This is a genomic window from Amorphus sp. MBR-141, from assembly GCF_053628695.1.
Window position 1 is genome coordinate 100056 of sequence record NZ_JBRJGW010000003.1, and the last position, 12564, is coordinate 112619.

The following is a 12564-nucleotide window of genomic DNA, read 5'->3' on the forward strand; positions in this document are numbered from 1 at the left end:
GCGATGGCCGAGGGCGGTGCTGTCAGGCGCCGCGCGGTTCCGACAACAGCCCCTTCACCAGCGCCACGCAGCCCAACAGCAGCACGATCGCGAACGGCAATCCCGTCGACACCGCCGCCGCCTGCAGCGCCGTCAGCCCGCCGCCGAGCAGCAGCGCGATCGCCACCAGCCCCTCGAAGCTCGCCCAGAACACCCGCTGCGGCACGGGCGCGTCGACCTTGCCGCCGGCGGTGATCGTGTCGATCACGAGGGAGCCGGAGTCCGAGGAGGTCACGAAGAAGACGATGACCAGCACGATGGCGATGAACGAGGTGATGCTGGCCAGCGGCAGGTCGCTCAGCATGGTGAACAGCTTCAGCGGCAAATCGGCTTCCGCGATGTCCTGGTAGCCCTCGTTCAGCATGGTGATCGCCGTGCCGCCGAAGGCCGTCATCCACAGCACCGACACCAGCGACGGGATGAGCAGCACGCAGAAGATGAACTCCCGCACCGTCCGGCCCCGGCTGATGCGGGCGATGAACATGCCGACGAACGGCGACCAGGAGATCCACCAGGCCCAGTAGAACGCTGTCCAGCCCTGGCTGAAGTTGGTGTCGGAGCGGCCGAACGGATTGGCGAGCGCCGGCAGGTACTCGCCGTAGGCGAGAAGGTTGGCGAAGAAGCCCTTGAAGATGAGCAGCGTCGGCCCGACCGCGATGACGAAGGCCAGCAGCAGCGCCGCCAGCACCATGTTGATCTCCGACAGCCGCTTCACGCCGGCATCCAGACCGGCCACCACCGAGAGCAGCGCCAGCCCGGTGATGCCGCCGATCAGGATGACCATCGACATGTCGGTCTCCGGAACGCCGAACAGGAAATTCAGGCCGGCATTGGCCTGCTGGGCGCCGATGCCGAGGGAAGTGGCGAGGCCGAACAGCGTGGCGAACACCGCCAGCGTGTCGATGACGTGGCCGACCCAGCCCCAGACCCGCTCGCCGAAGATCGGATAGAACATCGAGCGGACCGAAAGCGGCAGGCCCTTGTTGTAGGCGAAGATGGCCAGCGACAGGCCGACGATGGCGTAGATCGCCCAGGGGTGCAGGCCCCAGTGGAAGATGGTGGCCGCCATGGCGAGGCGGCGGGCCTCCAGCTCGAGGCCGGCGGCCCCGCCGAGCGGCGCCCAGCTGTCGGGCGAGCCGGCCGTGTCGGCGAGCGACGAGGTGTAGTGGGAGATCGGCTCCGACACGCCGAAGAACATCAGGCCGATGCCCATGCCGGCGGCGAACAGCATCGCGAACCAGCCGGAATAGGAGTAGTCGGGCGTCGCCTCCGTGCCGCCGATCCGCACCTTGCCGAGCGGCGAGACCATCAGCACCAGCGCCAGGATGACGAACACGTCGCCGGTGAACAGGAACACCTCGTCGAAGGTGGCGGTCAGCGTCGGGCGCAGCCAGCCGAACAGCGTGCTTGCCTGCTCCGGCGCGAGGATCGCGAAGACCACGAACGCGACGATGGTGAGACCGGAGACCAGGAACACCGGATTGTGGATGTCCATCCCGATCGGGCCGAACTGCGGCTGGATGTTGTCCTGGCCGACCGTGTAGTCGGTCTCGATGAGGGTCACGTCCCCATCGGGGGTGACGATGGTTTCGTCGCTCACGGTCGCATTCCTTTCATTCAAGTCACATCGGACCAGGGGTCCGGGCCCGGAGCGGACGAAGGCCTGGCGGGCAGCCGGCCCGCCGCTTCCGGAGCGAGTGTCCGATCGGCCGGGAGCCCCGGCCGGCACAGGCGCGTGCGCGCTATCTCACCACGAAGACGGACACGGGCGCGTGCGAGGCGACCGCGCCGCCGTGGGAGGCAAAGAAATGGTCGGGGATGCCGGGGACGTGGGAGGCCATGACGATCAGGTCGGCACCGGTTTCGCGCGCCGCAGCCAGAAGCATCCGGTTGAGATCGACGGCGGGATCGTGGGCCGCACGCGCCGTGGCGTCGACCACGACGCCGTGCGTCTCGGCAAGCTCCTCGGCGAACCGCGCGAGCTTGGCGCCGTATTCGGCGGGATTGTGGGCGACCGAGGTTGCCGTCTCGGCCGTCACGCCGACGACGGTGATCGGACAGTCGTAGAGGCGGGCAAGATCGACAGCAGCCCGCAGCGCCTTTTCGAGCTTGGCGACGTGCGCCAGATCGATCGGCAGCATGAGCTTCTTGAACATGTCGCTTCCTGTCGTGCCAACGTCTTCGGGAGGCGCCACCGGCTGAGCCGACGTCGCCGAACGCAGGAACAGCAGACCTGTGTCGCCCCGCCCGTGTCGCCCCGCCGGCACGGATGGCCGGCCTTCGGCCAGGCCCCGCGCCCACACCATTCTGGCAGCAACGTGTCAGTTGAGGCAGGGCAAGTCAATCCGCCGCACCCTGCCGGCGCCGCGCCCGTCCGCATCGGTTAATCACGGTCACGTATTCAATTGCCGGCATCTTGCGAAAGACAGAAGACGCCAGTCATACAATTGATAAACTTCGAAAATTCGGATTCACCGATCTGCGAATGCAAAGAAAAGGGGCACGCCTGCGGACAGAACGTCTTCGAAGGGGCACTTAGCAAGCGTCGACTGCCAAAAAAAAACGCCGCCCCGGGTGCTCCGGGTCGGCGCTGGATGGTCAGGAGACGGATCCGGCGGGGCCGGTGCCCCGCCCGCCTCGCCCACGGCGAGGCCGGCACGCTCAGACGTGCGCGATCGGCCGGGACATCGTCCGGATCGAGCGCGAGCATTCGGGGATCAGCAGCGCGTACCACTGGTTGATCTCCGCCGACGCCTCGTCGGACGATATGCCGTAGCGGGCCGAAATGCGGCGCACGAGGCGCTCCAGGCGTCCGTCGATCTGATCGAGGTCGTCGTCGGTCAGACGAAACCAGCGCTCCTGCACTGCGCCTTTCATCGGCCGCCAATTGTCGCGGATCTGGTCCAACATCTTCAACATCCTCCACGCGTCACAGCGACCCACCGCCCGCTGCACAATCAACGTGGCTGACCGGCCAAAAGTTCCCTGGCGCGTCTGCCGTCGACACGGACCCCGCCCGGATGAAGGGGTGGCGCAGGCGGGTTCGGACGGGCCCCGCGGAACCGCCTCCGCCTTCGGGCATTGACCCTTCGCCCCGCCCGCGACAACGAGAAAAGAAGGTTCCCCCCGTGTGCGCCCCGGACACCGACCCGCCGACCGCCCCCGCAGCCCCTGCTCCGATCGCCGGCCGCGGCGAGACCAAAGCGGCGGCCCTCCGTGGATAGGCAGCCAGGCGACCGACCGACGATAGCCGCGCTGGCCCAGCCAGCCACCGACGAGACCGGCGGCGTGCGGCGGCCGATGGCGGGCGCCGCGAGCTTCGCCACCGTCGGCCTGTTCGTCATCGCGGTCGCCGCCGTCCTGCACTTCGGGCGCGACGTGCTGGCCCCCACCGTCGCCGGCCTGCTGGTCGGCCTGACGCTCGCCCCGATCGTCGACTGGCTTGGCCGGCGCGGCCTGCCGGCCGCCCTGTCGAGCGCGCTGATCGTGCTCGGCTCAGTAGCGGTGACCGCGAGCCTCGTGGTGGCGATGGCCGTGCCGCTCGAGACCTGGTCCGCCCGAATCCCCGAAATCACCTCCGAACTGGAGATGAAATGGCAGGAGATCCGCGGACCGCTCGAAAGGCTGAAGCAGGTCGAACAGCAGGTTCAAGAGGCGACCGATAGCGACGAAGACGCCGCCATGCAGGTCGCGGTGCAGTCGCCCGGCATCGTGACCGCGATGGTCTCGTCCGCCCCTGACGTCAGCGCCCACGTGCTGATCTTTCTGGCGACGCTCTATTTCTTCCTCTCCGGACGCAGCGCGCTGCGCCGGCAGGTGCTGGGAAGCTTCGTGCGCTTCCGGCGCCGGCGCGCGGCGGTGCGCATGCTCCGCGACATCGAGCGCTCGCTGTCGCACTACGTGCTGACCATCGCCGCCATCAACGCGGCGTTCGGCGTGGTGGTCGGCCTGGCCATGTGGCTGCTCGGCCTGCCGTCGCCGCACCTGTGGGGCGCGCTGGCGGCGATCCTCAACTTCGCGCTCTATATCGGGCCGGCCGCCATGGCGGTGATCCTGCTCGGCGTCGCCGCCATCACCTACGACGGCATGTCGGCCGCGATCCTGCCGCCGCTCGTCTATGTCGGGCTCAACCTGCTGGAGGGGCAGTTCGTCACGCCCACCATCCTCGGGCGGCGCTTCACGATGACGCCGCTGGTCGTCTTCCTGGCCCTGGTGCTGTGGCTGTGGATCTGGGGCGTGCTCGGCGCATTTCTGGCCATTCCGATCCTGATCGTGGCGCGGATCGTGCTCGTCCACCTGGCGCCGCGCTTCCGGTTCGCCTGATGCGGCACGCGGCCGACCTGCGAACCGGCGCTAGCGAATGACGTCGGGCGCCCTGGGGGCCGGCGCGAGGTTGGTGGACGGCCCCACCGTCCGCACCCCGTCCGACGCCGTCCCAGACGACCCGCCCGCCTGCGGCGTGGGGATCGCGTCGGAGGTGGTCGGAGCCGGAATGGACGGAGCCCGCACCGTCGGCTTGATGGCGGTGGCCGGCACCGTCTGGCCCTGGGGTTGCGGGATGCCGCCGGTGCCGGACGGCGCCGAAATCGACGGCGCCCGCTGCGCCTGCGGCTGGTTGGGCGTGATCACCGTCGGACTGCGGCTGGCGCTGGTGGTGGGCAGCGTGGCGGCGCGGGCCGGCGGCGGCACCACGGCGGCGCCGGCGGCGGGCTCGTTCTCCATCGTGCGCGTCTCGAGCGTGGCGGCGACCGGGGCGGAGCGACGGCGCGTCGTCGTCCGGGTGTTGCGGTAGTTGCCATAGCCCGACGGCGGCGCCATCGACAGGTCCTCGACCACCTTGTCCGGCCCGAGCGGCTTGCCGAGCTTGCCGATGTCCGGGTTCGGCTCCGGCGGCTGGCCGTAGATGTTCCAGTTGTCCTGCAGGAAGTAGACGTTCACGTTGAGCCCGTAGGCCAGATACAGGAGCTCGCGCGGCGTGGCGTTGGCATCGCAGAAGCGCAGGCGCCAGGTCACGGCGCCGCGGTAGCCGGGGAACAGCACGCTCTTCTTCGCGCGGATCTCCTGCCAGGCATAGATGCAGCTGACGCCGCTGCGCAGCTGTCCCGTCGCGAAGGCGAACGGGCCGTAGCGGTTCTGCACGTAGGATTCGGAAATCGTCATGTTCACGCCGGGGAAGCGCTGGCGCATCTCGCGGCGGATGTCGGCGGTCGTCGGCTCGTCGAGCGACATGCGCTCCATGCCGCGATCTTCGCCCATCGGCCCGAAGGCGCGGGCCACCAGGACGTTCTCGCCGGCCGAACTCGTGGGATTCTCCAGCAGGATCTCCTGCAGGACGCCGTTGGAGAAGCGCTGCTCGATCACCGCGATCGGCTGCGGTCCGCCCGGCGGCGTGCTGATGAAGGCATTCTCGACCGAAACCTTGTTGGCGAGCGTCGCGAGACGCGGTCCGCGCGGCTTGTAGGAACAGGCCGCCACCGCCAGGACGAGACAGACGATCAGACTTGTCCGCGCCAGAAGCTTCACCATGGGCTTTCTACTCTCGTGCCGTCCGCCTAAACGACGCAGCGTCCGAACCGACCGAATCGGTGCAGATGCCGCAGAACGCGCGGATTGAATGGTGCTAGCGCCCAAGCGTTGAGAATCGGTTAACCATATTCTCTCCTCCGGCCGGACCATCTCCGAGGGGATTTTCCGGCCCGATGGGTCTATGGTTGCGGGGGCGCGATCGAGAAGGCCCGCCTGACGTTTTTCGGCGACCGCGCCGGGCGCTTTGGGCTAGACCTTGACGAAGAGTGGCGGCATTGAGGCAGTCAGAGGCTGTTAACGTTGGTCCGGGTACGATGCCCGGAGATCGGGGACAGGCAAAGGGTCGAGCATTGCCGCCTCGCGAGCACCATCCCGGCGGCGAAAGCGCATGGCGTGAACTGAATGGCTAGAATCTTCAATGTAGCCACGTGGATGCTGTTCGCCCTCATCATGATTTTCATGGTGACGCAGCCGATCGACATCAACACGCATTTCGTCACGGCGATGCTGGTCGCCGCGATCATCGCGATTCTGAAATATTTCAAGCGCGAGGGCGCGCTGCGGCTGGTGGTGCTGGCGCTCGGCACCTCGGTGGTGCTGCGCTACTGCTACTGGCGCACGACCAGCACGATCCCGCCGATCGGCCAGCTGGAAGACTTTATCCCGGGCGTCATTCTCTATCTCGCCGAGATGTACAGCGTCTTCATGCTGTTTCTCAGCCTGTTCGCCGTGTCGGACCCGCTGGAACGGCCGCCCGCGCCGATCCTCCCGGACGAAGACCAGCCGACGGTCGACGTCTTCGTGCCCACCTACAACGAGGAACCGGCGCTGCTGGCGACCACGCTGGCGGCGGCACGGCAGATGGACTACCCGGCCGACAAGTTCATCGTCTATCTCCTCGACGACGGCGGCACCGACCAGAAGTGCGAGGACGAGGATCTCGACAAGGCCGCCCAGGCGCAGGCGCGCCGGCGCGAGCTGCAGCAGCTCGCCCGCGACATGGGCGCCCGCTACCTGACGCGTGCCAAGAACCTCCACGCCAAGGCCGGCAATCTGAACAACGGTCTCGCCCATTCCCACGGCGAGCTGGTGGTGGTGTTCGACGCCGACCACGCCCCGTCGCGCGACTTCCTGAAGCAGACGGTCGGCCTGTTCCGCCAGAACAAGCGGCTGTTCCTGGTCCAGACGCCGCATTTCTTCATCAATCCCGACCCGCTCGAGCGCAATCTCGAGACCTGGAACCGGATGCCGTCCGAGAACGAGATGTTCTACGGCATGATCCAGAAGGGGTTCGACAAGTGGGACGGCTCGTTCTTCTGCGGGTCGGCCGCGGTGCTGCGCCGGGCCGCGCTGGAGACCGCCGGCGGCTTCTCCGGCGTGTCGATCACCGAGGACGCCGAGACCGCGCTCGAGCTGCATTCCCGCGGCTGGCACAGCGCCTATGTCGACCGGCCGATGATCGCCGGCCTGCAGCCGGAAACCTTCGCCAGCTTCATCGGCCAGCGGTCGCGCTGGGCCCAGGGCATGCTCCAGATCATCCTGTTGAAGCGGCCGTTCCTGAAGCGCGGGCTGCGTATCCCGCAGCGGCTCTGCTACATGGCCGCGTCGATGTTCTGGCTGTTTCCGTTCGCGCGGCTGACCTTTCTGTTCGCGCCGCTCGCCTACCTGTTCTTCTCGCTGCAGATCTTCAATGCGTCCGGGGCGGAATTCGCCGCCTATACGATGACGTACATGCTGATCAACATCCTGATGCAGAACTATCTCTATTCGAGCTTCCGGTGGCCGTTCATTTCGGAACTCTACGAGACGATCCAGTCGGTCTACCTGATCAAGGCGCTGGGGGGCGTGCTGCTGAACCCGAAGAAGCCGACCTTCAAGGTGACGGCGAAGGGCGAGACGACCACCAAGAGCCGCATCTCCGAACTCGGCTGGCCGTTCTACATCATCTTCTTCATCCTCCTGTTCGCGGTGCTGGTGACGATCTGGCGCGTCTGGACCCAGCCCTACGTCGCCGACATCGCGATCGTGGTGGGCGGCTGGAACATCTTCAATCTCATCATCATGGGCGCGGCGCTGGGCGTCGTGTCGGAGCGGCGGAACCTGCGCCAGAGCCAGCGCGTCACGGTGAACCGCAAGGCCGAGATCATCTTCGGTGACGAGGTGGTGTCGGCGAAGATCGACGACGTCTCGGTGACCGGCACGCGCATCCTGGTGCCGGCCAACGCGCTGCGTGGCCTCAAGCGCGGCCAGGAAGTCATCATGCGGTTCGAGCCGAAGGCGAAGCTCAACTCCAACGCGCTGCCCCTCAAGGTGATGGGCATCATGCGCGACCAGGGCGGCCAGGCGCTGGGCTGCCAGTTCGCCACCAAGGAAGCCGCCCACTTCCGGCTGGTGGCCGATCTGGTGTTCGCCGAATCCGAGGAATGGGTGGCCTTCCAGAAGGGCCGGCGCAAGGACATCGGCGTGCTGCGCGGCATCGTCGAGTTCTTCGTGATGGCGTTCTACCAGACCGTCCGCGGCCTCTCCTACCTGTTCCCGCGCAAGGACGAGGAGGCGCCGGACCAGGGCATCTCCTCCGACAACGCCAGCACGGCAAAGCACGGCCCGCCGGAACGGCTGCCCCCGCCGGACCATCCGACCGGCAGCTACGACGACTTCGACGACGGTCCCGCATCGCCTTCGCCGCACGGCTCGCGCGCCGTGCCGGCCGAATGAGGTACAAGATGGACCGCCGCCGCGCGCGCCGTCTCAGCCGACTGCTCCTCGCCGGCGCGATCGCCCTGGTCGGTGGCCTCGCCGTGCACGCCCAGGAGGGCCCGGCGCCCTTCCAGATGGCGCCCGACGACGCCGGATCGTCCGCCTCCCAGCCGAGCGGCCAGAGCAACGCCCCGTCCCGGCCCAGCGGCCGCGCCCCCGTCAGCCAGGGACAGCCGCCCTCCGGATCGGGATCCGGGTCGGGTGCCCAGCAGCCCGCCCCGGCGTTCGGGTCGCAGACCCTGAGCGACACGGCCTCGCAGTATTTCTCCTCGAGCCCGTCCGGCTCCGCGCCGACGCTGCAGTCGATCGACCAGCCCCAGCCCGACAGCTCCGCGACCCCTCCGCCGTTTTCGCTCGGAGGCGGCAATCAGGGCGGCGGACAGCAGGCTGCGCCAGCGCGGCAGCAGAATCCGGCGCTGCCGCCGGTGGAGACGCTGCTCGACCCGAGCCGGGCCCCCGGCTGGAACACGGCGCCCGCGCCGGCGGCAAACCAGCCCGGCAGCCAGCAGAACCCGATCACCGTCGACACCTCCAACCAGCTCGACGAGCTCAACCGCTTCCTCGAGGACGACACCGATACCGGCCAGCGGACCATGGAGGTGTCGCTGGGCAACTCCGAAGGCACGCTGCCGGCGGTCGACCGGCCGATCGTTCCGTTCGCCCACCTGCGGCTGGAGGGCGAGGTCGATTTCCGCAGCTGGACCATCTATCTGAGCGCCGCCCAGGCGGCCCGCGGCGCGACGCTGACGGTCGCGTTCACCAACTCGGTGCTGGTGCTGCCGGAGGCGTCGCAGCTCAGGGTCTATCTCAACACGCGCGAGATCATGACCACCCAGATCGATTCGCCCGACAACACCAAGGTCGTCGCGGTTCCGATCACCCCCGACATGGTGCGTCCCGGCGCCAACGCGATCCGCTTCGAGGTCGACCAGCGCCACCGCATCGACTGTTCCCTGCAGGCGACCTACGAGCTGTGGACCCGCATCGAGCCGCGGCTGACCGGGCTGTCGTTCCGCGGCGGCGACGTGCCGCTGCAGAGCCTGGCGGAGCTGCCTGCCGTGGGGGTCGACACCACCGGCGCGACGCGCATCCGCGTGCTGCAGCCGGCCAGCATGACCTCGGGCGCCCAGAACAACATTCTCGAGGCGGTGCAGACGATGGCGGTTCGCGGCCGCTTCGAGCATCCGCTGGTCGAGATCCTCACGCCCGGCATGCCGGCCCCGCCGCAGCCCGGCGTGGTCAACCTGGTGATGGGCACGTTCGCCGAGATCAGCCGGCTCGTCCGCGACGTCTCTCCGGACGCCCAGTCGATGCCGATCGCGGTTCTCCAGGACCGGCCCGACATCGGACCGACGGTGTTCGTGGCGGCTCCCGACGAACGCAGCCTCATCGTGGCGCTGCGGCGCCTGGAGGCGGAGATCGACCCGATCTCGCGGGTGAACCCGATCGCCGCGACGCCGCCCTGGCATTCCCCGGATGCCATCGAGATCGACGGCGCGGAGCGGTTCTCGCTGCGCGACGCCGGCGTGTTCACCCAGGAATTCTCGGGCCGCCGCTTCGAGACGCATTTCCAGATCGAGCTGCCGCCGGACTTCTTCGCCGCCGCCTACGGCCAGGCGACCATCGAGCTCGACGCCGCCTATACCCCCGCCGTCCTGCCGGGCAGCCGGCTCAACGTCTACGTGAACGGGGCGCTGGCCACGGCGCTGTCGTTCACCACCAACGACGGGCGCGTGTTTTCCAAGTTCCCGGTGCGGATCCTGCTCAAGAACTTCCGGCCGGGCCTCAACGACGTGCGCATCTCGGTCAATCTGCTGACCGACGCGGACACGCTGTGCCTGCCGGGCGGCACCGTCTCCACCCAGCAGCGCTTCGTGCTGTTCAACACGACGGAGTTCGTGTTCCCCGCCTTCGCCCGCATCGGCCGGGTGCCGGACCTCGCGTCGTTCGGCGCCGACGGCTTCCCGTATTCCATCGGCGACAAGCCGATCGCGGTGCGCGTCTCGGGGGATTCGCGGGACACGCTCGGCGCCGCGGCAAGCCTGATGGCGCGGCTCGCCGTGACCCGCGGCAAGCGCCTGAACGCGGTGGCCGTCGACAGCATCTCCTCGCTGATCGGCCGGCCGGCGATCGTGGTCGGCGCCTTTTCGGAGGTCACCCCGCTGGTTCTCCAGCAGACCCGGGTGGACCGCGTCATCCCCCAGAGCTGGCTGACCCCGCGGGCCGCCGGCAACCGGCTGCAGCCGGAAGGCCTCAGCCAGTACGACGAAATCCTGAAGCGCATGCGCGAGCAGACCCGCGAGGAGGACGCGCTACGCAACCGGAACGTCGCGGTCGACGAGTTCCGCTCGACCGACGACCTGATGACCGACGAGCGCAGCCAGACCGAGGAACTCTACGACCGCTGGCGCACCGACGTGCGCCATGGCGAGGGCCTCGCCGGCACGCTCGGTGACCTGCGCGCCTGGTTCGGCCGGCAGTTCGACGTCTCCTTCGACGCGCTGTCCAATCGCAACGGCACCGACGCCGGCCCGCAGGTGATGGAACAGGCGACGCTGATCATCGCGCAGGCCGCCGCGCCGCAGTCGGTCGACGATGCGTGGACGCTGGTCACCGCGCCCACCCCGGCGCTGTTGTCGGCCAGCGTCGCGTCGATCTCGGCCTCCGGGCAGTGGGACCGGATGGGCGGCCGCCTCTCCGCGTTCCAGTTCGACAGCGATGCCGTCCAGGTGATGCCGGCGGAGAACCCGGTGTTCATCGTCACCGAGCCGCTCAGCTTCCAGAACATGCGCCTGATCGCCGCGAACTGGTTCTCGCTGAACAACGGCATCTACGCTCTGGTCATGATCTTCGCCGCCGTGGTGCTGGGCGTCTTCACGCACCGGGTCATTCAGCCGATGGGGAGAAAGTAGTGACTCTGCAAACGACGCTGATGCGCCGCTTCGCCGCGCCACTGACGCTTTCCGCCGCGATCCTCGCTTGTCTCCTCCCCGGCATCGCGCCCGCCACCGCCCAGGACTACGGCGTCGGCGTGAGCGCCACCGCACCGACCGTCTCGTCGCAGGACTGGGCGGCCTATCGGGAGAAGTTCCTCGCGCCCGACGGGCGCATCGTCGACACGGGGAACGGCAACATCAGCCATTCCGAGGGCCAGGGCTACGGGCTGCTGCTGTCGGTCGCCGCCGACGATCGCGCCACCTTCGAGCAGATCTGGACCTTCACGCTCACCCAGCTGCTGATCCGCGACGACGGGCTGGCCGCGTGGAAATGGGTGCCGGACGCCGATCCGCACATCGCCGACATCAACACGGCGACCGACGGCGACATCCTGATCGTCTGGGCGCTGCTGCGGGCGGCCGAGCGCTGGGGCATCGATCGCTACCGCGACCACGCGCAGCGGATGGCCGAAACGATCGGCAAGACGCTGATCATCCAGGAAGGGCGGATGAACCTGATCCTTCCCGGATCCCAGGGTTTCACCAAGGCGGAACGCCCGGACGGGCCGGTGGTCAATCCCTCCTACTGGGTGTTCTCGGCGCTCGAGGCCATCAAGGGCCTCGACCCGCAGACCGACTGGAGCGGCGTGCGCGCGAGCGGGCTGGTGCTCCTGAAGGAGGCGCAGTTCGGCAGCTTCAAGCTGCCGTCCGACTGGATATCGATGCAGGCCAACCAGCCGCCGCGCCCGGCCGAAGGCTTCGAGCCGGAGTTCGGCTACAACTCGATCCGCATTCCGCTGTACCTGATCCAGGCGGGGATCACCGACACGACGCTGCTGGAGCCCTACGACAAGGCCTGGAACCAGAGCGGCGCCGGGCGTCCCGCCGTGGTCAACGTCACCACCGACCAGATCATGCAGCAGCTCGACGACCCCGGCTACCGCATCCAGGCCGCCCTGGTCGCCTGCGCGCTGCGCCAGACGCCCATTCCCTCCGACCTGCAGGTCTTCCAGCCGACGAGCTACTATCCCTCGTCGCTGCAGCTGCTCGCGCTGTCGGTGGCGCGCGACAGCTATCCGCGCTGCCTGTCGACCTGACCCGCCTCCGCCCCCTGGCCGCGTCCGCTCGAAGCCGCGCCGCGGCGCCGCCGGCAACCGCGGCGGCGGAAGGTTTCAAGGTCTGTTAACCAATCGACCGGAAGCGCGGCAATTGCACAAAACTTGGCTTTGAGGGCCGGTTGCTATCGCGGTAAAATCGGGAATGGCGCGAGTTTTTGGCCCTTCTTACCGCTCCTCTTACGATCTAT

At 68.2% G+C, this 12564-nt stretch carries 8 protein-coding genes; 4 read left to right on the forward strand and 4 right to left on the reverse strand.

The features are described 5' to 3' along the window. Positions 1–22: 22 nt before the first annotated feature. The 3 genes from ACSSVZ_RS05360 to ACSSVZ_RS05370 form a co-directional block, all read right to left on the reverse strand. A complete protein-coding gene (locus ACSSVZ_RS05360) occupies positions 23–1639 on the reverse strand; it encodes a BCCT family transporter (protein WP_453968759.1) in 1617 nt (538 codons plus the stop codon). Between the two features lie 142 nt (positions 1640–1781). Continuing rightward, a complete protein-coding gene (locus tag ACSSVZ_RS05365; RefSeq protein ID WP_453968760.1) occupies positions 1782–2195 on the reverse strand; it encodes a universal stress protein in 414 nt (137 codons plus the stop codon). Between the two features lie 505 nt (positions 2196–2700). Next, positions 2701–2949 carry a CsbD family protein gene (locus ACSSVZ_RS05370; RefSeq protein ID WP_453968761.1) on the reverse strand — a complete coding sequence of 83 codons (249 nt, stop codon included), beginning with the start codon at positions 2947–2949 and terminating at the stop codon, positions 2701–2703. A 306-nt stretch (positions 2950–3255) separates the two neighbouring features. Between ACSSVZ_RS05370 and ACSSVZ_RS05375 the strand changes: the two genes are divergently transcribed. Further along, entirely contained in the window at positions 3256–4362 is a 1107-nt protein-coding gene (locus ACSSVZ_RS05375; RefSeq protein WP_453968762.1) for an AI-2E family transporter, read from the forward strand. 30 nt (positions 4363–4392) lie between these two features. Here the strand turns inward: ACSSVZ_RS05375 and bcsN are convergent, their stop codons facing one another. Continuing rightward, entirely contained in the window at positions 4393–5565 is a 1173-nt protein-coding gene (gene bcsN / locus ACSSVZ_RS05380) for a cellulose biosynthesis protein BcsN (protein ID WP_453968763.1), read from the reverse strand. 402 nt (positions 5566–5967) lie between these two features. On the opposite strand from bcsN, the gene bcsA reads away from it, so the two are divergent. Genes bcsA through ACSSVZ_RS05395 form a run of 3 tightly spaced genes read left to right on the forward strand, consistent with a single transcriptional unit; the run spans position 5968 to position 12355 of the window. Beyond that, positions 5968–8280, forward strand: coding sequence for a UDP-forming cellulose synthase catalytic subunit (gene bcsA, locus ACSSVZ_RS05385; protein WP_453968764.1), 2313 nt, complete (start codon positions 5968–5970; stop codon positions 8278–8280). An 8-nt stretch (positions 8281–8288) separates the two neighbouring features. Then, positions 8289–11234 (forward strand): cellulose biosynthesis cyclic di-GMP-binding regulatory protein BcsB, encoded by a 2946-nt coding sequence (locus tag ACSSVZ_RS05390; RefSeq protein WP_453968765.1) that lies wholly within the window; start codon positions 8289–8291, stop codon positions 11232–11234. Next, on the forward strand, positions 11234–12355 hold the full coding sequence (locus tag ACSSVZ_RS05395; protein ID WP_453968766.1) for a glycosyl hydrolase family 8: 1122 nt from the start codon (positions 11234–11236) through the stop codon (positions 12353–12355). Before ACSSVZ_RS05390 ends, ACSSVZ_RS05395 begins: the two co-directional genes overlap by 1 nt. Positions 12356–12564 lie beyond the last annotated feature (209 nt).